Origin of the sequence: Flavobacterium sp. 1, from assembly GCF_002797935.1 — a bacterium.
Lineage (GTDB): Bacteria > Bacteroidota > Bacteroidia > Flavobacteriales > Flavobacteriaceae > Flavobacterium.
In genome coordinates this window covers 1,387,442-1,412,595 of the sequence record NZ_PGER01000001.1, presented here as the reverse complement: position 1 = coordinate 1,412,595, position 25,154 = coordinate 1,387,442, and the positions used below count along the sequence as shown (strand labels likewise).

The 25,154-nt window shown below is 33.2% G+C and carries 23 protein-coding genes; 16 read left to right on the top strand and 7 right to left on the bottom strand.

Annotated elements, in window-relative coordinates:
* Positions 1–158: 158 nt before the first annotated feature.
* Positions 159–2,267, bottom strand: a complete 2,109-nt coding sequence (gene recG, locus CLU83_RS05745) for an ATP-dependent DNA helicase RecG (RefSeq protein ID WP_100430730.1) — start codon at positions 2,265–2,267, stop codon at positions 159–161.
* 227 nt (positions 2,268–2,494) lie between these two features.
* Here recG and CLU83_RS05740 point away from each other — a divergent pair, with 227 nt between their 5' ends.
* From CLU83_RS05740 to CLU83_RS05730, 3 genes are all read left to right on the top strand, one after another.
* Positions 2,495–3,127: a hypothetical protein gene (locus CLU83_RS05740; protein WP_100430729.1), complete on the top strand. Its 633-nt coding sequence runs from the start codon at positions 2,495–2,497 to the stop codon at positions 3,125–3,127.
* Between the two features lie 39 nt (positions 3,128–3,166).
* A complete protein-coding gene (locus CLU83_RS05735) occupies positions 3,167–3,712 on the top strand; it encodes a DUF1697 domain-containing protein (RefSeq protein ID WP_100430728.1) in 546 nt (181 codons plus the stop codon).
* An 84-nt stretch (positions 3,713–3,796) separates the two neighbouring features.
* On the top strand, positions 3,797–4,234 hold the full coding sequence (locus tag CLU83_RS05730; protein ID WP_100430727.1) for a hypothetical protein: 438 nt from the start codon (positions 3,797–3,799) through the stop codon (positions 4,232–4,234).
* A 327-nt stretch (positions 4,235–4,561) separates the two neighbouring features.
* Here CLU83_RS05730 and CLU83_RS05725 read toward each other — a convergent pair whose 3' ends face one another.
* Positions 4,562–5,305, bottom strand: a complete 744-nt coding sequence (locus CLU83_RS05725; RefSeq protein ID WP_100430726.1) for a diphthine--ammonia ligase — start codon at positions 5,303–5,305, stop codon at positions 4,562–4,564.
* A 139-nt stretch (positions 5,306–5,444) separates the two neighbouring features.
* On the opposite strand from CLU83_RS05725, the gene CLU83_RS05720 reads away from it, so the two are divergent.
* A complete protein-coding gene (locus CLU83_RS05720; protein WP_100430725.1) occupies positions 5,445–6,203 on the top strand; it encodes a transposase in 759 nt (252 codons plus the stop codon).
* 1 nt (position 6,204) lies between these two features.
* Positions 6,205–8,268: a M1 family metallopeptidase gene (locus CLU83_RS05715; protein WP_100430724.1), complete on the top strand. Its 2,064-nt coding sequence runs from the start codon at positions 6,205–6,207 to the stop codon at positions 8,266–8,268.
* A gap of 105 nt (positions 8,269–8,373) precedes the next feature.
* On the opposite strand, the gene CLU83_RS05710 is transcribed toward CLU83_RS05715, so the two are convergent.
* Positions 8,374–8,895 carry a hypothetical protein gene (locus tag CLU83_RS05710; RefSeq protein ID WP_100430723.1) on the bottom strand — a complete coding sequence of 174 codons (522 nt, stop codon included), beginning with the start codon at positions 8,893–8,895 and terminating at the stop codon, positions 8,374–8,376.
* 98 nt (positions 8,896–8,993) lie between these two features.
* Between CLU83_RS05710 and CLU83_RS05705 the strand changes: the two genes are divergently transcribed.
* The 3 genes from CLU83_RS05705 to CLU83_RS05695 all read left to right on the top strand — a co-directional run bounded on the left by CLU83_RS05705 (position 8,994) and on the right by CLU83_RS05695 (position 12,551).
* Positions 8,994–9,761 (top strand): TSUP family transporter, encoded by a 768-nt coding sequence (locus CLU83_RS05705; protein WP_100430722.1) that lies wholly within the window; start codon positions 8,994–8,996, stop codon positions 9,759–9,761.
* Positions 9,762–10,110: 349 nt separating this feature from the next.
* Positions 10,111–11,844: an AIPR family protein gene (locus tag CLU83_RS05700; protein ID WP_100430721.1), complete on the top strand. Its 1,734-nt coding sequence runs from the start codon at positions 10,111–10,113 to the stop codon at positions 11,842–11,844.
* A gap of 152 nt (positions 11,845–11,996) precedes the next feature.
* Complete coding sequence (locus CLU83_RS05695) at positions 11,997–12,551, top strand: hypothetical protein (RefSeq protein WP_100430720.1); 555 nt, start codon at positions 11,997–11,999, stop codon at positions 12,549–12,551.
* Between the two features lie 94 nt (positions 12,552–12,645).
* Here the strand turns inward: CLU83_RS05695 and CLU83_RS05690 are convergent, their stop codons facing one another.
* Positions 12,646–13,113: a hypothetical protein gene (locus CLU83_RS05690; protein WP_100430719.1), complete on the bottom strand. Its 468-nt coding sequence runs from the start codon at positions 13,111–13,113 to the stop codon at positions 12,646–12,648.
* 141 nt (positions 13,114–13,254) lie between these two features.
* On the opposite strand from CLU83_RS05690, the gene CLU83_RS05685 reads away from it, so the two are divergent.
* From CLU83_RS05685 to CLU83_RS05665, 5 genes are all read left to right on the top strand, one after another.
* Positions 13,255–13,572 carry a hypothetical protein gene (locus tag CLU83_RS05685; protein ID WP_100430718.1) on the top strand — a complete coding sequence of 106 codons (318 nt, stop codon included), beginning with the start codon at positions 13,255–13,257 and terminating at the stop codon, positions 13,570–13,572.
* A 188-nt stretch (positions 13,573–13,760) separates the two neighbouring features.
* The gene (locus tag CLU83_RS05680) at positions 13,761–16,097 is read left to right on the top strand and encodes an ATP-dependent helicase (RefSeq protein WP_100430717.1); all 2,337 of its coding nucleotides are present in this window, start codon (positions 13,761–13,763) and stop codon (positions 16,095–16,097) included.
* Between the two features lie 65 nt (positions 16,098–16,162).
* The gene (locus CLU83_RS05675; RefSeq protein ID WP_100430716.1) at positions 16,163–16,783 is read left to right on the top strand and encodes an L-threonylcarbamoyladenylate synthase; all 621 of its coding nucleotides are present in this window, start codon (positions 16,163–16,165) and stop codon (positions 16,781–16,783) included.
* A 99-nt stretch (positions 16,784–16,882) separates the two neighbouring features.
* Complete coding sequence (locus tag CLU83_RS05670) at positions 16,883–18,289, top strand: sensor histidine kinase (protein ID WP_100430715.1); 1,407 nt, start codon at positions 16,883–16,885, stop codon at positions 18,287–18,289.
* A complete protein-coding gene (locus tag CLU83_RS05665; RefSeq protein WP_100430714.1) occupies positions 18,289–19,017 on the top strand; it encodes a LytTR family DNA-binding domain-containing protein in 729 nt (242 codons plus the stop codon). Before CLU83_RS05670 ends, CLU83_RS05665 begins: the two co-directional genes overlap by 1 nt.
* Positions 19,018–19,132: 115 nt before the next feature.
* On the opposite strand, the gene CLU83_RS05660 is transcribed toward CLU83_RS05665, so the two are convergent.
* From CLU83_RS05660 to CLU83_RS05650, 3 genes are all read right to left on the bottom strand, one after another.
* On the bottom strand, positions 19,133–19,993 hold the full coding sequence (locus tag CLU83_RS05660; protein WP_100430713.1) for an OmpA family protein: 861 nt from the start codon (positions 19,991–19,993) through the stop codon (positions 19,133–19,135).
* Between the two features lie 71 nt (positions 19,994–20,064).
* A complete protein-coding gene (locus tag CLU83_RS05655; protein WP_100430712.1) occupies positions 20,065–21,060 on the bottom strand; it encodes a glycosyltransferase family 2 protein in 996 nt (331 codons plus the stop codon).
* A 52-nt stretch (positions 21,061–21,112) separates the two neighbouring features.
* Positions 21,113–21,586 carry a type I restriction enzyme HsdR N-terminal domain-containing protein gene (locus tag CLU83_RS05650; protein WP_100430711.1) on the bottom strand — a complete coding sequence of 158 codons (474 nt, stop codon included), beginning with the start codon at positions 21,584–21,586 and terminating at the stop codon, positions 21,113–21,115.
* A gap of 104 nt (positions 21,587–21,690) precedes the next feature.
* On the opposite strand from CLU83_RS05650, the gene holA reads away from it, so the two are divergent.
* The 3 genes from holA to ettA all read left to right on the top strand — a co-directional run bounded on the left by holA (position 21,691) and on the right by ettA (position 24,956).
* Positions 21,691–22,695 carry a DNA polymerase III subunit delta gene (gene holA, locus CLU83_RS05645; protein WP_100430710.1) on the top strand — a complete coding sequence of 335 codons (1,005 nt, stop codon included), beginning with the start codon at positions 21,691–21,693 and terminating at the stop codon, positions 22,693–22,695.
* A 336-nt stretch (positions 22,696–23,031) separates the two neighbouring features.
* Positions 23,032–23,214 (top strand): CAL67264 family membrane protein, encoded by a 183-nt coding sequence (locus tag CLU83_RS05640; protein ID WP_100430709.1) that lies wholly within the window; start codon positions 23,032–23,034, stop codon positions 23,212–23,214.
* Positions 23,215–23,264: 50 nt separating this feature from the next.
* A complete protein-coding gene (gene ettA / locus CLU83_RS05635) occupies positions 23,265–24,956 on the top strand; it encodes an energy-dependent translational throttle protein EttA (protein ID WP_100430708.1) in 1,692 nt (563 codons plus the stop codon).
* The last annotated feature ends 198 nt before the right edge of the window (positions 24,957–25,154 follow it).

Here is a 25,154-nt window from a genome sequence, read left to right as displayed (position 1 = left end):
TATAACATAAATTAATCACTTTTCGTAGAATTAATGCAAATTAAATTCAGTGAAATTAGGAAATTTAACTTTACAACTAATTAATCTGCGAATCTGCGGTTGTTTTTTAACTCATGCGTTTGTCCAGAGAAAAATAAAGGTCAATTATTATTTCAAAATCAGCTGATATAATTCCAAATATTTTTCTTTTTGGTCAATTCGATAAAGACTGCTTTCAGTATAGCATTTTCAGGTTTCTGCATAGGAGCGTCATCTTTGAGAATTTTTATGGCATAGTTTCGTGCCAAAAGCAAGATATCCCTATCGCGTACAATATCGGCAATCTGAAGATTCAAAACACCACTTTGCTGTGTTCCCATCAAATCGCCAGGACCACGAAGTTTCAAATCGACTTCGGCAATTTCGAAACCATCATTGGTGCTTACCATCGTTTCCATACGGGTTTTGCTGTCGCTTGATAATTTAAAGGAGGTCATTAAAATGCAATAGCTTTGGTCGGCGCCACGGCCTACGCGACCCCGCAACTGATGCAATTGTGACAATCCAAAACGTTCGGCACTTTCAATAATCATAACACTGGCATTGGGCACATTCACGCCGACTTCAATAACGGTTGTAGCGACCATAATATTGGTTTTGCCTTCGGAGAAACGTTTCATTTCAGAATCTTTTTCGGTGGGTTTCATTTTTCCGTGAAGTATTGAAACCGAATATTGCGGCAGTGGAAAATCCCGAGAAATACTTTCGTAACCATCCATTAAATCCTTGTAATCCATTTTTTCCGATTCTTGAATCAGCGGATAAACAATATAGATTTGGCGTCCCAGCGCAATTTCGTCCCGAATGAATTTCCATACTTTTAGACGATTGCTGTCAAAACGATGTACAGTTTGGATGGGCTTTCTCCCAGGAGGCAATTCGTCAATTACGGAAATATCAAGGTCTCCATACAAACTCATCGCCAAAGTTCTGGGAATAGGAGTGGCCGTCATCACTAAAATATGAGGAGGAATCGTATTTTTTTTCCACAATTTAGAACGTTGCTCGACTCCAAAACGATGCTGTTCATCAATAACTGCCAATCCTAAATTTTGGAATTTTACTTTGTCTTCTAATAAGGCATGTGTACCAATGAGTATCTGCAAAGTTCCGTTTTCCAATTCTTCGTGTATGATTCTACGGGTAGCAATTTTAGTAGAACCTGTGAGTATTTTTATATTTATGTTTAAAAATTTTGCCAATTCCGACAATCCTATAAAATGCTGATTAGCCAAAATCTCTGTCGGAGCCATTAAACAGGCCTGAAAACCATTATCCATTGCCAACAGCATGCTCATAAAAGCGACTATGGTTTTTCCAGAACCCACATCACCTTGAAGCAATCGGTTCATTTGAGCATTGCTTCCCATATCGGTTCGAATTTCCTTGATCACTCTTTTCTGAGCATTTGTTAATTCAAAAGGAAGATGATTTTGATAAAATTCATTAAAAAACTCTCCCACTTTAGAAAAAGGATGTCCTTTAATTTTATGTTTCTGAATCAAATTCTTCGTTATCAATTGCAACTGAATAAAGAACAATTCCTCAAATTTTAATCGGAATTGGGCTTTCGCCAAAATCTCGGCACTTTTAGGAAAATGAATATTGAATAAAGTAGCGTTTTTAGGAATTAGCTTGAGCTCGGTGGTCAAATAAGAAGGCAAAGTTTCACTGAACAATGCCTGCGTTTCCAGAAAAAGCTGTTGCATCATTTTGTTCACCACGCGATTCGTTATGCCACGATTGGCTAAGGTTTCTGTCGAAGGATAAACAGGCTGCATCGCCGAACGCAGGCTTTTTTCGTGTTCACTCAATAACTCAATTTCGGGATGTGCCATACTGTATTGGCTGCCGTATTGTGCACATTTTCCAAAAATAACACAAACTTCATTGATCTTTAAACTTTCTTTAATCCATTTGTGTCCTTGAAACCAGTTGAGATCCATTTGTCCCGTATCGTCAACAAATGTTGCTACTAATCGCTTTTGGTTACGACCAAATTCTACCGTTTTGATATTGATGATTTTACCGATAATCTGTACTTCGGCAATATTGTTTTGCAATTCATTAATTTTATAATAACGAGTGCGGTCAATGTATCGATTCGGAAAAAAATTAACCAAATCCCCGTATTTAAAAATCCCCAATTCCTTACGTAGCAACGCGCCCCGAGCGGGACCAACGCCTTTAAGATATTCAATGGGAGTTTCTAGGAGATTATTGGACATTTCGATTTTAGATTGCTTCGCCAGTTCGCCCCATGGGCTCGTGTGCAGAATTTAGGTTGCAGAATTTAGATTTTTGGAGTCTATGCTCTTTGTTCTATTTTCTTTTCTCTCTTTTTAAGAAAGCGAAGATAGTTTTTTGTTTGGAAATTTGAAAATGGGTTTATTTAGGAAATTCTTATAATTCACTTTATCTTAGCAAAACAAAATTTTATAAAAAATGACAACTCATGGATATTCTTGTCAATATTATCATAGCTCTTGTTTGTAGTTTAATACCTACATTAATTACGCTTTGGCTCAATGAAAAAGTAAAAGGTAGTGTTAAAAATTCCTTTGACAAAAAACTTGAAGAAGTGAAAAAAGAACATTCTATTGAAATTGCTAATTTTCAAACTGAACTTAATTCATTAAAGACAAAAGAAAATTTTAAGTTTACAAAGTTACACGAAAAAAGACTTGAAGTATTAGCTCAAACTTATGAACATATAAATTTAAATTTAGGGTTGTTAAAAAAATACATTAACCCTTCTAAAGAGATACCTCAAGGAATAAATTCAATTGTCTTCGAAAAAGAATTACGCAATGCATTCCGTGAATCACATAACAAACTAAGTCATTATTTTAAATCTAATGCTATATATTTTTCTGATGATATAGAAAAACTTATGACTAGCTTTTTTATTGCTTCAGCAAAAACATTTAAGTCTTATGATGAAAGCTTTTCACTAATTGATAAGGGTGAAATACCAGAACAAGAGCAATTGGATAAAGCTAAAATTGCTTACAAGCAAATTCCCAAATTGATTCATCCTATCCAGAGGAGAATAAAGATAAATTTTCGAGAACTTTTAGGTGAATAATTATTATACATTTTTTTCTCATTTTAAATTAAAAAACAAATGACAACTCATCTCGCACTTCTTCGTGGCATCAATGTTTCTGGCCACAATATGATAAAAATGGAAGCCTTGAAAACCGCTTTAGAAAATATTGGTTTTCAAAATGTCGTGACTTATATACAATCTGGAAATGTCTTTGTAGATACCGATGAGGAAAATGCGCCAGCAGTTGGTTTCAAAATAAAACAGGAAATATTCAAGGCTTTTGGACATGAAGTTCCTATTGTTGTCATTGGCAAAACCGATTTGGAAAATTGTTTCAAAAACAATGCTTTTTTGAAAGAGAAGGATTTTGATATCAAAAAACTGTATGTGGCTTTTGTTTCTACAACCTTGAAAAGTGACAGTATCAATGATTTAAAAATGAGTCAGGTAAAACCCGATGAGGCTCATATCGACGAAAGCAGAATCTATATTAAATATGCCGTTGGGGCTGGTAAAACACGATTTGACCAGAAATACATCGAGAAAAAGCTAAATGTAACAGCAACCATTCGAAATTGGAATACAGTAACACAGTTGCTAAAAATGTATGGAGAAAGATAAATTTCTTTTTCAAAAAACAATTACAACCTGACGCAACCTTCCGCAATTTATACCATCTTATCTAAGTAACTATAAAACTTAAAGATGAAAAATCTTGCTATAATTGTTATTTTTCTTTCTGTTTTTTCTTCTTGTACTAAAGACAATAAAGAAAATACAACAACAGCCGATTATCATGGAAAATGGACATTAGTCAAAATGTCTGGAAGCATATTCAATTCACAAACCACTGGAACTGCAATGGAATGGCAAGAATTCTATGTATTCGGTGATAAAGGAACATTTACAAAGTTCAGAACTCGAAATACTATTCAGACAACTGCTTCTGGTACATACATTGCTAAAAATAATCAAGACGGAATGGTTTTAGAATTGACATATCCAAAGAATAGTGAGATTATTGGAAGCTGTTATGGTAATCAAAAAGAAGAGCTTTATTTTTCTGCTAAAAATACTTTGTCCAGTACATGGCAAAACTGTGATGGTCCAGGATTAGACTATCAAAAAATTGAGATATACTAATCCATAATGACTATCTCAGTATTTTGTTTATAATTTGAATATTTGGTTAATTTTCAATTATGAAACAATCCGAAAAGAGAACTCTAGAACTCTAGAACGTTATTGTTTTATTGTTCTCTTTTTATTTAATAGACTATCCGTAACTAATACCAAACAGATAGAATTAGCCACAGATTAAAAAGATTTACACAGATTTTTTAAAAAAGTGTAATGAAATCTGTGAGAATCTTTTTAATCTGTGGCAAAAAAAAAATACATGGTACTCTTTGCGGACAGTCATATTATTTAAATCATCCCAAATATTGTTTCACCATAAGTTGAGATGCTTTAAAACGATGTTGAAACTAAATCACAATACCAAAATCCGTAGTCAAAAGCATCCGATGCTGATGTGTCACAAGCGGTATCTGATGAATTTTGCTCTTTTGGTTTTTCATATTTTCGATAAACAATTTCACCAATTTCGAATGAAATAGGTTTGCTGAAAATAGGCCCGTCAAAAGTAAAAGTGTGGAATTCCCCGTTTTCGCCACAGACATCTACATTTTCGGGTAAATCATTGATGAAGGCCTGATCAATCACACGACCGACAAAACTTTTGTCCAAAAAACGTTCATTAACACAAACCACAATAGTCTTGAATCCTAGTGCAATAAACTCCTGAATCAAATCGGGAGTAGGCACTTTCCAAAGCGGAAAAACCCCTTCAAAACCTATTTCTGCCAATTTATCTTCCCTGTATTTTCGCAAATCTTCCAGAAAAATATCTCCAAAAATAGAATGTGTAACGCCCTGCTCTTTTAATTCAGAAAGCGTTGTCTGCATAACTGCTTCATACACTTCCATCGTTGGCATTTCGGGAATCTGCATGATTTCGAGTGGCAAACCAATGCTCTTGGCTTGTTGTTCCAATAATTCTACCCGAACTCCATGCATTGAAATACGTTTAAACTGTTGGTTTACACTGGTTAACAAACAGCAAATTTCAAATTCGTCATTTTGCAGTGTTTTGTATAATGCTAAAGCAGAATCTTTTCCGCTGCTCCAATTAAATAGGGCTTTCTTTTTCAATGGTTTTTTTTTATTTATTTTGTTAACCGTAGAGACGCACTGCAGTGCGTCTCTACGGGATGCGTCTCTACATTGTCAAACAAATTTAGTACGATTTGTTGGTAAATCCTTTGTAACTTTGAATATATAACAATTATCTATGGCTTTATTCAAAAATAAATACCGAACGGAATCTAACAGATTAAAAAATTGGGATTATTCCAGCAAAGCCATTTATTTTATTACGTTAGCCACACAAAACAGAAAATGCATTTTTGGCGATATTGAAAACAAAAAGATGCATTTAAACGATAAAGGCAAAATTATTGAAACCGAACTATTAAAATCAATTCAAATACGGGATAGATGGTTTTTTCACAATTGGGTCATTATGCCCAATCATATTCATTTACTGATTGAAATATTGGAACTGTCAAACGATAATTCATCAACAAACAACGTAGAGAAGCACAGTGTAGAGACGCACTGCAGTGCATCTCTACACCAATTTCCAAAATCGAATTATTCGACCAAAACGATTCTTCCAGATGATACCGATATTGAATTAAAGAATTTGTTTATATCACATGATGCATATCTTTCGCATATTAAATCGAACGAAATATCATCAATCAACGACGATAACGTAGAGACGCACTGCAGTGCGTCTCTACAGGATGCAATAAAACCAAACATATTATCCAGAAAACCAAATTCCATTTCATCATTTGTTGCCGTATTCAAATCGATAACCACCAAACAAATAAATCCGTTATTAGAAAACAATGAATCTGATTCTATTTGGCAATCCAATTATCACGACCATATTGTTCAGAATTACAATTCTTTCGACAAAATATATTATTACATCAAAAACAATCCAAAAAATTGGGATACTGATTCCATAAATTCATACTAGAATGAAATACCTTTTCCTATTTCTATCCGCATTTACATTCGCACAACAAACCCAATCAGTTGATTTTAAAACTGTTAATAGTCATATTACCATTGATCCAAGTAATAAAAATGTTAGTGGCGATGTTACATATACTTTTGAAGTATTAAAACCCATAGACACTGTCAAGATTGATGCGCAAAATATGACATTTAGCGGTGTGGAATTGAAAGGCAAAAAGATTCCATTTACCACCAATGGAAAGGAATTGCTCTTGATTTATCCGTTCCAAAAAGGAAAAAATTCGATTCAATTTTCATACGAAGCAAAACCCAAACAAACTCTGTATTTTGTAGGCTCAGAAGCCACAAATAATTTACAGATTTGGACACAAGGCCAGGGAAAATACACCAGTCATTGGTTTCCGAGTTTTGACGATGTTAATGAAAAAGTAATTTTCAATATAGAAATTGCTTTTGATTCTAACTATAAAGTCATATCAAACGGAGTATTAAAAAGCAAAGAAGAAACTAAGAGCAGTACGCATTGGAAATATCAAATGGAAAAACCAATGAGTTCTTATTTATTGATGATAGCTATTGGTAAATTTGAAAAAAGTACCCTAAAAGCAAAATCAAGAATTCCATTAGAATTGTATTTAGATCCAAAAGATATCAGCAAACGAAAACCAACCTACAGTTATTCCAAAGAAATATTTGATTATTTGGAAAAAGAAATAGGAGTGAAGTATCCTTGGAAAATCTATCGTCAAATTCCAGTTTCTGAATTTTTATATGCTGGTATGGAAAATACGAGTTCAACATTATTTGCCAACCGTTATGTTGTTGATAGCATTGGTTTTGAAGATAGAAGTTATACCAATGTCAATGCTCATGAACTGGCACACCAATGGTTTGGCGATTTAGTCACAGCTCAAAGCGGAAAAGATCATTGGCTCCAAGAAGGATTTGCAACCTATTATGCTTTGTTGGCAGAAAGGTCAATTTATGGTGATGATTATTTTTATTCCAAATTATACGAATCGTCATTACAGCTCAGGCAAGCTTCAAAAACTGATACTATTCCAGTGCTTAATGCAAAAGCAAGTTCGTTGTCATTTTACCAAAAAGGAGCTTGGGCATTACATGTTTTACGAGAAGGAATAGGAGAGGAAGCCTTTAAAAAAGCCGTTAAGAATTACCTCTTGAAATATTCTTATCAAAACGTCACTACTCAAAATTTCTTTGATGAAATCAAAAAAATATCCAATTATGATTTGGTAAATTTCAGTAAAACATGGCTTGAATCACCTGACTTTAGCAGTAACATTGCAAATGAGTTGCTGGCTAAAAATAACGCTATGAAAGTGCAGCTAGAAATAGCTAAACTTAGAAATAAACCGTTAACCGAAAAGTATGATTTTTTCGAAAAAACATTACAGTCTGATGTGTACCACAGCGTGAAAGAAACTATAGTTGGCCAACTTTTTAAAGAGAAATTTGAAGATAAAAAGCAATTACTCTACTTGGCGATGAAAACAAAAAATATTCAGGTTCGCCAAGCAGTAGCAAGCACACTTCAAAAAATACCCGAAGAATTCAGGAACGAATATGAAACCTTGCTTGATGACAAATCCTATCAAACGCAAGAGCTGGCACTGTATAATTTATGGAATAATTTTCCAAATAAAAGAAATGATTATTTAACAAAAACAAAAGACTGGATAGGATTCAACGATTTCAATTTACGGATTTTATGGCTGTCATTGGCCGTTTCCACTCCAGACTATGCTGGTAATAAAGAAACCTACATTCAAGAATTAATAGACTATTCCTCTCCTAAATTTGAAGCCACAACAAGACAAAACGCCTTAGAATACTTATTGAATTTCAACATCATCAACGAAGCCATTTTAAAAAATTTGGTTAATGCAACCACGCACCATATGTGGCAATTTTCTAAATTTGGAAGAGAAAATATTCGGTTATTATTAAAAAACCCTGAAATCAGAAGTACTTTTCAAAATTTCCTGCCTTCTTTGAACGAAAAAGAACAATTCCAGTTGGATAGATTACTCAAAGAGTAAGAGGCTAAGATTCTAAGTTTCTAAGACTCTCAGATTTTTACCAAAGAACCATAGAAAACGCAGAAACTTAGCCTCTCAAAATCTTAGAAACTCAACCAAAAAAAATTACCACATCTGGCTTACTTCTTTTTTAATATAACCCAAAGCGGCATTACTAGGAGTTTGTCTATCAAGCAAATCATTTAGCAGCGCTTCTCTTAATTGATCTGCATTACCAACAGCTTCACTCATAGCCCCTTTACGAATCATTTGGATAGTTGCATTTTTCGCAGTCGTTATGATTGTCCAGCATTCATCGGTCATATAAATTTGTTGTGCCAAATTATGCTCAAATTCTTGGTCGATTTGTGCAATAACAAAATTTGCATAATCATTTTTATTTGTCGAAATAGGAGAAATTCTAGTCAATAAATTAGCAAGACCAATGCGTTCCAAAAATAACGTCATACGCTCGTATGCCTGTAAACGCAGGGGAAGAGCATTTTTTTGAGCCTCTTTGCTCAATAAATAACGACGTCTTCCTTCCTCGTTTTTAGTGTGTAAATTAAAAAAGTAATAAGCAACCATCCCAGTGATAATGGCAGGTAGGGTATAGCTCAGTAATTCAATCATTTTTGATAAATCCATTTTGTTTTCGTTTTAAAAAAAGCAAAAATAATGTTTTTGAAACTAAATCAATGGCAAATTTTTAGCAATAATAAAAAGTGGAATGGTATTTTTGCTTTATGGAAACCTATATCATAGTATTACTTTGTTTAGCCGCCTTTGTTGCAGGATTTATCGATGCCATAGTTGGTGGCGGCGGACTCATACAAACACCTGCAGGACTCATATTACTGCCAAATCTCCCAGTATCCACGGTGATTGGTTCCTTAAAAATACCTGCCTTTAGCGGTACATCTTTTGCGGCCTATCAATACATGAAAAAAGTTAATATTAATTGGAAGATATTGAGTATCATGATGCTATTGGCCTTTCCTTCCGCATTTTTGGGATCAACATTATTAACCTATGTGAGTAATGATTTCATGAAACCTTTATTACTTGTAGTACTATCATTATTAGCCATTTACACTTATGCCAAGAAAAATTTCGGACAGCATCAAGAAAAAATCATATCACCAAGAACCCAAATTCTTAATGCTTTAATTATCAGTTTTGTAGTAGGTTTTTACGACGGATTCATAGGTCCAGGCACGGGAAGCTTCTTGGTTGTTGCTTTCATCGCCTTAATGGGATTTGACTTTTTGCATGCCTCTGCCAATGCCAAAATGGTTAATCTTGCTACCAATTTTGGTTCCATTTGTCTATTCATGCTCAAAGGTAAAATCATTTGGGCTATCGCCTTACCCATGGCCGCCAGCAACGCAATAGGAGGATGGATAGGCGCCAAACTTGCCATCAATCGAGGAAACAAATTCATCCGAATCTTCTTTTTGGTAGTCGTTATCGGTACATTGATGCGTTTTGCCTACGATGTATTTTTCAAATAATACAGCCAAATCATTTACTTCCACACTTTTCTAAAGATTATTTAGGCGTAACCCCCACTAGAAAAAAGGGCTAACCAATAGTGCCGCTCATACGCCCTTTTCCCTAGTGGCGGTCAGGCTATCCGCTCCGCTATGGCGGATTGCTTCTATCCTTTACGCGGACATAACGAGTTTAGAGAAATGGAAGAAATTTTGATGTTTTAAAATTAGTAATGATAAAATCGAACTTTTATATAAGTATTTTTTCATATTTTTAGCAATATTTAAATAAAAAGATCAACCATTTATATAACTTTAGAGCATTTAGATCTCTACAATTAAAAATCAAATTATCTACTAAATAAAAACTATGAGCAATAACAAAATTATTTTAGAAGGTTGTATAAAAACATTTAAAGAAACAAATGAACTTGAATTTACAGATAGTGAGATTTTTGAAATTTTCTCTCTAACACAAATTCATAAAGACAGAAACATAACGTATGAAAATATTATAAGTTCAATTGTAGATAGGGGAAATGATGGTGGAATAGATTCTATGATGGTCTTTATTGATGAAGAATTTGTAGAAAACATTGACGATCTTGAAAACTTCAATTTCTCAAATAAAACTAATTCACGTTTTATAATCACTCAGTGTAAAAAAGAAAATTCTTTTAAAGAAGGGCCTATTGATAAATTAATAACAACTATTCCAATTCTATTAGATCTTGAAAAGACTGAAACAGCATTATTAAGTAGATTTAATTCAGATTTAGTTGAACAAACACTTTTACTTATAGAAGTTTGGAAAAAAACTGCAATAAGTGGAGGTTCAATATGTTTAGATTATATTTACACAACTAATGCTTCTGAAATAATTGTAAATGATATTTTTAATCAAAAAGTTGATCAACTTTTAGATTTATCAAGTGGATGTTTATCTACTTCTGATATTAGATTTTTTAAATATAGTAGCAAAGAACTTTTAGAATTATATCAAAAACAAAAATCCAACAGATTATCTATAGAATTCAAAGACAGACCACTTACAACTGAATTTGATAATTACGGTATTGGATATATAGGTACAGTTAAACTTGCAAACTACAAGCAGTTTTTAAAAGCTGAAAATGGTGATATTAGAGATGATCTCTTTGAGAGTAATATTAGGCATTTTCAAGGCTTAGTTGATGTTAACAGAAAAATAAAAAACACTATTGAAAATAAAACTGAGGAAGATTTTTGGTGGTTAAACAACGGTATTACAATTATTGCAGAAGAACCGAAAGAAGTTGGTAAAAAATTATCAATTGAGAATATTCAAATTGTTAATGGACTTCAAACATCATATTCGATTTTTAATAATCATAATGAAGATCAAAATGATAATCGCTCTGTTTTAGTCAAAGTTATAATTAATAGCAATAAGGAAACTACAGATAATATTATTGCTTCAACAAATAGCCAAAATCCTGTTTCTCCAACTCTTTTAAGAGCAACAGAACCAATTCAAAGAAACTTGGAATTGTTCTTTTTAAATGAAGGATATTATTATGATAGAAGAAAAAATTATTATAAAAATTTAGGAAAACCGTCTACAAAAATATTTAGTATTCAACTTACTGCACAAGCTATTGGGGCAATCGTTTTTGATGATCCACATACTGCAAGATCAAGACCGACATCTTTATTGAAAACAGAAAATACATATAATAAAATTTTTGATTCTAATAAAAATTTTAGAGGTTACTTAAACTGTTGCTTAATAAATCAAAAAGCTCATAATTTTTGGTTGAAATATGAAAATCCTGTAATCAGAACTAAAACTTCTAATTTCAAATTACATTTAAGTTGTCTAATTGTCAAAGAATTATATAATAAAAGAAACATAAATTTTGAAGAAATTTCAAATATTAATTTAGATAATGTAAATATTGATTTATTCAATCAATCGATAGAACTTCTCTGTTTACACATTGATCAATATTTATATATAAATCAAAATAGCAATTTAATCAATATTGCAAAATCAAAAGATTTTACAGATTATTTATTTGAACAACTAACAATAAAATATGAAAGCTTATCATCGCTTGCTTAAATGCGTTGCTTGCAAGAGAGGGAACTCGCACAAGTATCGAATTGGAGCAAATATATTAAACGTGATTGATTCGTTCCCAACAAAAAGATTAGCATCATAATTGTTTATTAAACATACTAGATTTATACAGAAATTCGAAAAACAAAAACTAAATGACACCAAACAACGACTCAATCGAAGTCCCAAAAGTAAATTTTGATGAAAGTGGGAATTTAGTAATTGTAGCTTCTCCAACTTCATCCAAAAATGATTTTGATTTTTTTCAAGGAAAATGGAAACTAAAAAACCGTAAACTAAAATCCAGATTGGACAATTGTAAGGAATGGATTGAGTTTGAATCTACCCAGGAAATGTATTACATACTGAATGGTATTGGAAATATTGACAATTATCTTGCCACATTTGATAGCGAGCCATTTGAGGGAATGACTTTAAGACTTTTTAATCCAAAAACAAACCTTTGGACTATTTATTGGGCTGACTCAAACGAAGTAATATTACAACCGGGTGTTGTGGGTTCATTTGAAAATAACATTGCGCATTTTTTCACAAAAGACACTTTTAAAGGAAAGGATATAGTTGTTGTATTTCGTTGGGACGCTAGAGATAACGAGAATCCCATTTGGAGTCAGGCATTTTCTGACGATGAGGGTAAAAACTGGGAATGGAATTGGTATATGTATTTTAGCCCTTTTGAAAAAATCTAAAAAAGCAAACACGAATTTCACTAATTGTTGCCATGTAATAATTCCGCAAACAATTAGTGAAATTCGTGTTTAAATTATAACCTTTATTAATTCGTTATTTTCCTTCGCAGTCAACAGTTGTAAATTTATATTTCACTTTTTCAAAATCTATGGGTGTGTCTTTAGCAAAATAAGAACGTCCCAAATAGGTTTCTATTTTTCCGCTGCCTAGGATGAGTTCGTTCCCTTTCTTTAGCATAGCCATTGGGTTTTTAAACACTTTCTTTTCATACGTTCCCTGAATAAAAGTGTAGTCAACAAATAAAGTGTCTCCGTGAAATTTTCCTATTATTTTTCCTTTTTTTACAGGCATATCGGCAATTTTCATCACCATATCTCCAGTTGTTTTTCCACTCTTTAAAATATTGATTTTCAAATCAATTGTATCACTTTCATATAGTGCTTTATAACATGCTGTGCTAATCAGTTTTTCAGCTTTGGCTTTATCTGAACTTTGCTCTTTTTTACAGCTTTCGAGTCCAATACAAGCCAACAGTAAACAAAACAGACCAAGATTTTTCATAGTAATACATATTTTAGTTAATAATTATGGAAATAGCCTTTGCTAATATACGAATAAATTGCCTGATCAATACCAATTAATTTCTTATTTTAACAGTCAATTGTCCTAATAAAATACAGCTATTAGTACTTAAAAAACGGTATGGCAAAAAATAAAAGTAAAGAAACCGATAATAGTGTTGCCGATTTCTTGTCTGCCGTAGAAGATTCAAAAAGAAGCGAAGACTATGCGTCGATAATCGATCTGTTGAATGAACTGTCCGGATTTGAACCCAAAATGTGGGGAACCGGGATTGTTGGTTTTGGTATTTATAATTACAAATACGAGAGCGCGGGTACGAAGAAAATGCTCCGCTCATTGGGCTTGCGTGAGGGGTACTGTCTCGTCCTGAAAAAAGTTTACATATTTACACTTAATCCTAAAATAGATTTACAACTCAGAAGTAAGCTACCAAAGTAGCACGGATGACCCGACCGCAATAGTAAAAGGGACGAATGAAGATACTGCTAATCCAGCCCCTTTTACTATTGTGGTCACGCCCAAATCATTTTAAACTGCTGATTGCTGATTTTAGTTAGCAGAATTGTATTAAGACTCGTTTATTCATTCTTAAATTCTTAATTTTGCGACAAACAGTACATTTTTCTATGCAAAAATATATCGAACAGCTTAACGAGGCACAACGCGAACCTGTATTACAAAAGGATGGCCCCATGATTATTATTGCGGGTGCAGGCTCCGGAAAAACTCGTGTGCTTACTATCAGGATTGCTTATTTGATGCACCAAGGTGTTGATCCATTCAATATTTTGTCGCTTACTTTTACCAATAAAGCGGCACGTGAGATGAAGAAACGTATCTCGGATATTGTTGGCGCCAGCGAAGCCAAGAATTTGTGGATGGGAACTTTTCACTCTGTATTTGCGCGAATTTTGCGTTCGGAAGCGGAGCATTTGGGCTATCCTTCAAACTTTACGATTTATGATTCACAGGATTCTTTGCGTGCTATTTCGGGAATTATCAAAGAAATGCAATTGGATCGAGATATATACAAACCGAAGCAGGTTTTGAGCAGAATTTCGAATTTTAAGAACAGCTTGATTACCGTAAAAGCCTATTTTAACGATCCCGATTTGCAGGAGGCCGATGCAATGAGCAAAAAGCCGAGAATGGGCGAGATTTATCAGAATTATGTAGACCGCTGTTTCAAGTCGGGTGCGATGGATTTTGATGATTTATTATTGAAAACTAATGAGTTGTTGACTCGTTTCCCTGAGGTTTTGGCGAAATACCAAAACCGTTTTCGCTATCTTTTGGTGGATGAGTACCAGGATACCAACCATTCGCAGTATTTGATCGTTAGAGCCTTGTCGGATAAATTTCAGAATATTTGTGTGGTAGGGGATGATGCACAGAGTATTTATGCTTTTCGCGGTGCAAATATCAATAACATTTTGAATTTTCAGAAAGATTATGAAGGTGTAAAAACCTTTAGACTGGAACAAAATTACCGCTCGACAAAAAATATTGTAGAAGCAGCTAATACCATTATTGATAAAAACAAGGTGAAACTGGACAAGGTCGTTTGGACAGCCAATGAATTTGGACCTAAAATAAAAGTAAACCGCAGTATTACCGATAATGAAGAAGGACGTTTTGTAGCCGCTACCATTTGGGAACAAAAAATGAATAATCAGCTGCACAATGGTGCCTTTGCCATTTTGTACCGTACTAATGCACAATCCAAAGCCATGGAAGATGCGTTGCGAAAAAGAGATATTCCATACCGTATTTATGGTGGTTTGTCTTTTTACCAAAGAAAAGAGGTGAAAGATGCGCTGTGTTATTTACGGTTGGTTATAAACCCTAAAGATGAGGAAGCTTTGGTCCGTGTTATCAATTATCCGGCGCGAGGAATTGGAAATACAACTATCGAGAAGCTTACTATTGCTGCCAATCATTACAAACGCTCGATTTTTGAAGTAATGCAAAATATTGAGCGAATTGACTTGAAGCTGAATTCGGGAACCAAACAAAAACTATTGGATTTTGTTACTATGATTCAGAGTTTCCAAGTGATTAATGAGAATCAGGATGCTTTTTATGTTGTAGAACATGTAGCAAAAAAAACGGGGCTGATTCAAGAATTAAAAAAAGATGCGACTCCCGAGGGAATGGCACGAATAGAAAATATAGAGCAATTATTGAATGGAGTCAAAGATTTCATCGAAGGCCAAAAAGAAGTAGATGGCGCTCGTGGCGCTTTATCTGAATTTATGGAAGATGTTGCTCTAGCAACCGATCTAGACAAAGACACCAGTGATGAAGATCGTGTGGCTTTGATGACGATACATTTAGCCAAAGGTCTTGAATTTCCACACGTATTTGTGGTAGGAATGGAAGAAGATTTGTTTCCTAGCGCAATGAGTATGAGTACGCGAAGCGAACTGGAAGAAGAACGCCGTTTATTTTACGTAGCTTTGACACGTGCAGAGCATCAAGCGTATTTGACGTATGCGCAATCACGTTACCGCTGGGGAAAACTGACAGATAGTGAACCTTCCCGTTTTATTGAAGAAATCGACGGACAATATTTGGAATACCTTACGCCAGCCGAAAGCAATTACCGTTTCAAGCCAATGATTGATGGCGATATTTTTGGTGATGTAGATAAATCCAAATTACGACTGGCAAAACCGATAGGAAGTACGCCTCCAAAACATGTTACAGATAACCAACCGAAATCCGATGTCAATGTGAGGAAGCTGAAGCCAGTCTCAGGAAGTAATCCTTCTGCTGGAAATGCTAATTTATTTGATAATACATTAGTCGCTGGAAATGTAGTTATGCACGAACGCTTTGGAAAAGGGCAAGTCATCAATCTTGAAGGTGTTGGCCCAGATAAAAAAGCAGAAATCAAGTTTGAAGTTGGCGGTTTAAAAAAATTATTATTACGTTTTGCAAAATTGGATATTATAGGGTAAGAAAATGTTTCAGGTTTAAAGTTTTCTCTCGATATAACTTTAAACTTTTTAAAACTTAAAAAAAAATGGCACAATTCATAAAAATATACGAAGACAAACCCAACGAAGCCGCAATTGCTAAAGTCGTCAAAGTTTTAAAAGACGGAGGTTTGGTGATTTATCCAACCGATACTGTTTATGGATTGGGCTGTGATATTACCAATTCCCGAGCTCTTGAAAAAATTGCCAAAATAAAAGGTGTAAAGCTGGAAAAAGCTAATTTTTCGTTTATCTGCCACGATTTAAGCAACTTATCCGATTATGTAAAGCAAATCGATACTACGACCTTCAAAATACTTAAAAGAGCCTTACCAGGTCCTTATACTTTTATTCTTCCGGGAAATAATAATCTGCCAAAAGAATTTAAAAAGAAAACAACTGTTGGTATTCGTATTCCGGACAATTCAATTGCCCTAGAAATTGTACGCCAATTAGGAAATCCTATTGTTTCAACCTCAATTCATGATGAAGACGAAGTAATAGAATACACCACTGACCCTGAACTCATTTTCGAAAAATGGCAAAATTTGGTTGATATGGTTATTGATGGAGGTTATGGCGATAATATTGGATCAACTATTATCGATTTATCGGGAGATGAACCAATTGTAGTGAGAGAAGGTAAAGGAGATTTGGATATTTTATAATATTTACCGTTCACCATTTAATTTAAACCATTCACTATTTTACTTTTTCATACATTTAAAAACCATTGCATCTTTGAAATGAATTTATAAAAACATCTTATGAAAGCATTTCAAAAATTTATTTTTCTATCTATTTCCTCATTTCTAGTCGTTGGAGTTTTCGTTTTATTGACTGGGAAACCTTTTTTTAATCGGTTTACTTTGGATGTATTTGGATTTTTAGCTATTATGCAATTTATTTTTCCAGCGCTGGCCTATGTTCATGTTTATGAAAAAATAGTAGCATATAAAAAATTTGACATAAAGAAAGCAGGAATTGAAAAAACATTTTTTTTAAGCTATGGATTGGTTTTTGTAATCTCTTATTCCTTTAGTTTTTTATTGTTATACTTTGTAACTGGGAAAATAGAATATGAAATATCGTTTGTTACTGCTACTGCTATGAATAATTTTTTGTTTATAGCAATTGCTTTAAACATCCATAATAAATTTGACTCAATTCCAATTATTAGATTGAATGAAAAACCAATTTATTATTTAAAATTATTCTTCTTTTCAATTATAGGTGTTTGTGTGTTTCTATTAGTGATATTTGCTCTTGCGACATTGCAATTTCATAAAAAATTAGAAGTTACTGCAAAGCAATTTATTATTGATTGTGTTTTATATGCAATTTTAGCCGTGAGCCTAGCCTTTTTCATCTCGTTTGGACTTAATAAAATTTTATTTTTTAGAAAAAGCATTCTTTTTCCAATGCTAATTACAACAATAGTAACATTTTGGGCAATTAAGCTTTTAGGTTATCCTAAAGACTATTTTAGAGTTTTTATTACTGAATATGTACTTGAATATATTACTTTCTTCCCTTGTTTAATGATTGTATTAATTCCAATTGGAAGATCAAAAAGAACTTTAAAAATTAAGAAATTAACCTCGGATTTTTCTAAAAAAGAAGCTGAATATTTACAATTGAAAAACCAAATTAACCCTCATTTTTTATTTAATAACTTAAATGTTTTAGTTTCATTTATCGAATTAGACCCAAAAAAAGCAGTCGATTTTGGTATTCATTTATCCAATGTATATCGTCATTATCTAAAAAATCAAACGGAAGATTTTGTTTCTTTACAAGGAGAATTGGATTTTATAGCCGAATATTTGGCTATTTATAAAGCTAAATTCGAAAACGGTTTTGCTTTTACTTTGCCCACAGCAATTTTAGAAAATCAATATATCTTGTCGAGTTGTTTACAAGAATTGATCGATAATATTTTTAAACACAATAATTTAGAGGATGAAAACCCGCTTGCTATTGAAATTTTTATCGAACTGAATTCTTTAGTTATTCAAAACACAGTCAATAAAAAAGAGGTCGAAAGTTCTTCTAATTTTGGACTGAATAATATTAAAAAAAGGTATTTGTTATTGACAAATAATTATATTCAAATTACTGAAACCAAAGCGCATTTTAAAGTTACAATTCCAATTTTAGAACTCGAATCATAATGACTACTTTAATTATAGAAGACGAAATTCCTGCTTCAAGGCGTTTAGAGCAATTATTGAATAAGAATGGCTTTACTGTTTTTACTATTTTACATTCTGTTAAAAATGCTGTGGAATGGCTTAAATTAAACAATCATCCTGATTTAATTTTTATGGACATTAAATTGAGAGATAATTTATGTTTTAAAATTTTTGAAGAAGTTGAAATAACATCCAAAATAATTTTCACAACGGCTTTTGATGAATTTGCATTAAAGGCTTTTGAATATAATAGCTTAGACTATTTGTTAAAACCCATTGATGAAAAAAAACTGGAAAAGTTAATTTCAAAATTAAGCATGTTTCAATCTGTTTTTCATAACAATAATCATTTAAAAAATATAAAATTACATACTCGACCTGATTATAGGAATTCGTTTTTGGTAAGTATTGGAACAACTATCAGAAAAATTCAAACTGAGGAGCTTATATGTTTTTTTAGCGAAAACAATGCCACCTTTATGATGAGTAATCAAAATAGACAATTTCCAATTGATTCTTCTTTAGAGAAATTGCAAAAAGAATTAGATCCAAAACAGTTTTTTAGAATAAGCAGAAAATTGATTATTAATAAAAAGTATATCTTGGGTGTAAAAAAAGGAACAATTGAAACCGAATTTTCAATTGAAAATTTAGATTTTAAAATTAGCCGGTTAAAATTAAAATATTTTCTAGAGTGGTATAAATAAAAAAACTCAGAATTAGGTAAAAGATATTGTTGCATTATAATTTTAAAAAAGTTTATTCCATAAAAAAAAACGCTTCGAAAATCTCGAAGCGTTTTTTATGAATTATAATTATGCCTTATTTTTGAACTGGTGCAGTCGTTGCTGCTCCTGGTTGTTTTTTCATTTCTTTTTCAACCATATCATAAAACTGATCAATTTTTGGCATTACATAGATACGAGTTCTTCTGTTTTTAGATTTATTTTCTGGAGAATCATTTGGAACCAAAGGAACGTAAGAACTTCTACCTGCAGCAATCAATTGTGCTGGATTAACTGCTAAATCATTAGATAAAATACGGATAATAGCCGTAGAACGTTTTACGCTCAAATCCCAGTTATCAATTAAACATGAATTTCCTTTTAAAACATCAGTATCGGTGTGACCTTCAACCATACATTCAAAATCAGGTTTGTCATTTACGACTTTAGCAACTTTAGCCAAAACTCCTTTTGCCTTGTCGCTAACTTCATAACTGCCGCTTTTGAATAACATTTTATCAGAAATAGAGATAAAAACTACCCCTTTATCAACATTAATTTCGATATCCTTATCATCCAATCCTACTACAGATTTCAAACTGGTAACAACTGCAAGAGTAACGCTGTCCTTTTTAGTTAAAGCATCTTGCATTCTGCTTATTTTTAAATCTTTTTCTTTGATAGACTCTAAAGCTTTTTCAATATTTTCAGCACCTTTAGTTGACAAAATTGTCATGTCTTTTGAAGTAGAAATCAAATGCTGATTTGTTTCTTTTAAACCATCCACTGTTGCTTTAAGACCCGCTTTTTCTTCTAGGCAAGAATTTAATTTTACAGTACAGGTATTTAACAAATCTTGTGTTTCCTTGTTTTTAGCTTCCAAAGCTGCATATTCTTTTTTAGACACACAAGAAGTAAGGAGTGCTAAAGCAGATAGTGTAATCATTATTTTTTTCATAGATCTCAAGTTTAATTAAACGTGTTTTACAAAGTTAGTTTTTAAATGTTAATTTTAAATGTAAATTATTGTTAAATAAAGTCAGCAAAAACTGTGCCACCCTTAACATAATATCCATAAACGATGCTTTTGGTTTTAAAGTATATTTCGGTCTGATTTTTTTCTCTCTTTTTATAATTTTTAAAAAACAGCTTATAAAAAGAAAAATGTGCGCGTATAATTGCCCAACAATGAGCAAATTGACTTGTAAATATAAATTTAACACCTGCAACGCCATCCAAGATCATTCGAATGAAAAGCACCTGAAAGAGTTTTTTTTGTGGCAAATTTTTTGTTAACATCAATAAGGAATTGCGAAAATTAAGATACGTTTTTTGAGGGTTAGCTTGTTGCAAAGTAGCTCCTCCAACATGATAAACTATTGATTCTGAGTTGTATTTAATAGCATACCCTTTGTTGATAGCTCTCCAGCATAAATCAATTTCTTCCTGATGAGCAAAAAAATCTTCATCAAAACCATTCAGTTCTTTATAAACAACAGACCTAATAAAAAAACAAGCGCCAGAGGCCCAAAATATTTCCGCATTATCATTGTACTGGTTATTGTCTTTTTCCAAAGTATCAAAAATGCGCCCACGGCAAAAAGGATACCCGAATTTATCAATAAATCCACCACCTGCGCCAGCATACTCGAAGTAGTCTTTTCGTTTGAAGTCTAGTATTTTAGGCTGTATAATTACTGTTTTGAATTCGGCCTCAAAAGTTTCTAATATGGGCTTCAACCAATTTTGGGTCACTTCAATATCCGAATTTACAAGAGCATAGATTTCTGCATCTATATATTGCAAAGCATCGTTATAACCTCCCGCAAACCCTTGATTGATTTTGTTTTGTACAATTTTTACAGAGGAGAAATTTTTTCTAACGAATGCTATTGATTCATCTGTTGAGGCATTATCGGCAACATAGACGGTTGCTTCGGGAGAATATTGAATTACAGAAGGTAAAAACTGTTCTAAAAGTTTTACTCCATTCCAATTCAATATGACTACAGCTATTTTTTCCAAGGAAGTTTATTTATGTTTTATGAATTCGAAATTAATACTCAAAAATCTTTTTCTATATTCTATTCTCTATATTCTTTTTTGTCTCAACATAATTGGGAAGTTCTTTCAAAAACTCATATTTCTCGTTTTCGAAATCCATTAGACAAAAATAATGATTTAGTCCATTGGTGACCATCAAAAATTCAGCTTCGAGAGTCATATTGTATCGCGCTATTTGATCAAAAGTAGCTTGAGCTATCTTAACTTCGGACGCTTTGCATTCAATTAATATGAAAATAGTGCCATTGGGATTAAAAACTACAACATCATAGCGTTTACGCAATCCGTTGACCATTAAAACTTTTTCGACGTTGATTAATGATTTTGGATATTTTTTTTCCTCCAATAAAAACCGAACCACGTGTTGACGAACCCATTCTTCGGGCGTGAGAATGATGAATTTTTTCCTAATTTCGTCGAAAATAGACACTTTATTTTCGCTATTTTTGAAACGAAAACTATAATTAGGAAAGTTGAGTTTTTGCATGAGGCAAAAATATAAAATAGTTTTAGGTTTCAAGTTTAAAGTTTCAAGTTATTGAAATGAAAACCTGAAACCTGAAACTTTAAACCAGAAACTTTAAATAAAAAATGGACGAAGTTATAAAGATTGTTAATGATATAAAGGCTGGAAACATCAAACCCATTTATTTTTTGATGGGAGAAGAACCATATTATATTGACAAATTATCCGAATATATAGAAACAAATGTTTTATCCGAAGAGGAGAAAGGTTTTAATCAGACGGTTTTATACGGAAGAGATGTCAGCATAGAAGATGTTGTTTCGACCGCCAAACGCTACCCTATGATGGCCGACCGTCAAGTGGTTATTATCAAAGAAGCTCAGGAATTATCCAGAACAATTGACAAAATTGAAAGTTATGCCGAGAACCCGATGCCTTCAACCGTTTTGGTTTTTTGTTATAAATACAAAACTCTAGATAAAAGAAAGAAAGTTACCAAACTCCTTGCCAAAAACGGTATCGTTTATGAAAGCAAAAAACTGTATGAAAATCAGGTAGGTGATTGGATTAAGCGTGTGTTAGCCGGGAAAAAATATACTATTGAACCTAAAGCTTCGGCTATGCTGGTCGAGTTTTTAGGAACAGATTTGAGTAAAATCAATAATGAACTCGAAAAACTGCAAATCATATTGCCTGCAAGAAGTATGATTTCTGCTAAAGATATTGAAGAAAATATCGGGTTCAGTAAAGATTACAACGTCTTCGAATTGCGAAAAGCGATTGGTGAGCGCAACCAATTGAAAGCTTACAAAATTGCCGAGAATTTTGCCCAAAACCCCAAAGACAATCCAATAGTAATGACAACTGGTTTGGTTTTTGGTTTTTTTATCCAATTATTGAAATACCACGGATTGAAAGATAAAAATCCTAAAAATGTGGCTTCTGTTTTAGGCGTAAATCCATTTTTCCTAAAGGATTATGACGTGGCAATCAAAAATTATCCAATGAAAAAAGTCAGCCAGATTGTTGCTTCATTACGAGATACCGATGTGAAAAGTAAAGGTGTGGGAGCAAATAGTTTGTCACAAGCCGACTTGTTAAGAGAAATGCTTTATAAGATATTCAATTAAAGAATTACAAGATGTTTGGCTATACTAAAAAAAACATTTCATAATTGGTTTTCTCCACACAGCAAATTTTGCCATGACACAAAATACAAAAATAAAAACATACAGGTCTATTTTAACGGAGATCAAAAAGAAATAAAGCAAGCCCCTTGACGGAACATGGAAAATGGTTTGCAATGGAGAAATTATAAACCAAAAAGGAATTGAAACCATTAAAAATCAATCTATAACAATTCCTGCCAGAAGTGGCGTTATTTTGTATCAGGAATAACTATTTTAATTAAAAAGTATCCTAAAAAATACCGATATTTGCACCTCTCAAAAACAAATACTGCAATTATGGGAATGAATAAAAATACTATTTTAGGGTGGGCAACTTTAATAATGGTTCTAATGGGATTATTATTGATAGGATTAGGTGCTTTTCGATACGACGACGTAGCGGGCTGGGGATTTGCCGCAGTTGGAATTGGATTTTTTGCCATCGCTTGGGTATTTAGTTCTCTAAAGGGCAGATTGTAATTTGCATTCAAAACCAATAATTAATCACATATAAATTAAAACATTTAAACATGTCAGACGATAAAAAGGTAATTTTCTCAATGCAAAAATTGAGTAAAACCTATCAAGGAGCAGATAAACCAGTGCTTAAGAACATTTATTTAAGTTTCTTTTACGGAGCTAAAATTGGTATTTTAGGTCTAAATGGTTCAGGAAAATCATCACTTTTGAAGATTATTGCAGGAGTTGACAAAAACTATCAAGGCGATGTTGTTTTTCAGCCAGGCTACACAGTTGGTTATTTAGAACAAGAACCAATTCTTGATGATTCTAAAACCGTTATCGAAATTGTTCGTGAAGGTGCTGCCGAAACGATGGCAGTTCTTGAAGAATACAATAAAATCAACGATTTATTTGGTCTTCCGGAAAACTACGAAGATGCAGATAAAATGGATAAGCTAATGGATCGTCAGGCTGCTTTGCAGGATAAAATTGATGCTCTTGGTGCATGGGAAATCGATACCAAACTAGAAATCGCTATGGATGCTTTGCGTACGCCGGATGCAGATACGCCAATCAAAAACCTTTCAGGAGGGGAGCGCCGTCGTGTAGCTTTATGTCGTTTGTTATTGCAACAGCCAGATATATTGCTTTTGGATGAGCCTACCAACCATTTAGATGCCGAATCGGTACTTTGGTTAGAGCAGCACTTAGCGCAATACGCAGGAACAGTTATCGCTGTAACGCACGACAGGTATTTCTTGGATAATGTTGCAGGCTGGATTTTGGAATTGGATAGAGGAGAAGGTATTCCATGGAAAGGAAATTACTCTTCTTGGTTAGAGCAAAAATCAAGCAGAATGGCATTGGAAGAAAAAGTAGCTTCTAAACGTCGTAAAAACTTAGAACGCGAGCTGGACTGGGTTCGTCAAGGTGCGAAAGGCCGTCAAACCAAACAAAAAGCACGTTTGCAGAATTACGACAAATTATTAAACGAAGATCAAAAACAATTGGACGAAAACTTGGAAATCTATATTCCAAATGGTCCAAGATTAGGAACAAATGTTATTGAAGCCAAAAATGTAGCCAAAGCTTTTGGAGACAAATTATTGTATGACAATTTGAATTTTACTTTGCCACAGGCTGGAATTGTTGGAATTATTGGACCTAACGGTGCTGGTAAATCAACTATTTTCAAAATGATAATGGGTGAACAAAAAACTGACAGTGGTGAATTTTCAGTTGGTGAAACCGTAAAAATCGCTTATGTAGATCAAGCACATTCCAATATCGACCCTAATAAATCAATCTGGGAAAACTTTGCCGATGGTCAGGAGCTAATCATGATGGGCGGAAAACAAGTAAATTCAAGAGCTTACTTATCACGTTTTAATTTTGGTGGCGGTGAGCAAAACAAGAAAGTCTCAATGCTTTCTGGTGGAGAGCGTAACCGTTTGCACTTGGCAATGACGTTGAAAGAAGAAGGAAATGTATTATTGCTGGATGAGCCAACCAATGATTTGGACGTGAACACGCTTCGAGCATTAGAGGAAGGTTTAGAGAATTTCGCTGGTTGTGCCGTTGTGATTTCGCACGACAGATGGTTCCTTGACAGAATTTGTACACACATTCTAGCTTTCGAAGGGGATTCTGAAGTATATTATTTCGAAGGAGGTTTTACTGAATACGAAGAAAACAAGAAGAAACGTTTAGGCGGTGATTTAACTCCAAAACGTTTGAAATACAGAAAATTGATTAGATAATAATTAATTTTTTTAACAGGAAAGCCTCAAATTCTATTGTAATTTGAGGCTTTTTTTTGCGATTATTCAGGAGCTTTTTCCTGCTATCCGTTGCAAACGAAGTTCACTGAACTCCACTAAAAATATAATTTATGTGAAGTAATCTTTTTGTTTTTAAAGAAAAAACAAAAAGGATTTTCACTGCTATCAGGGCTAGGC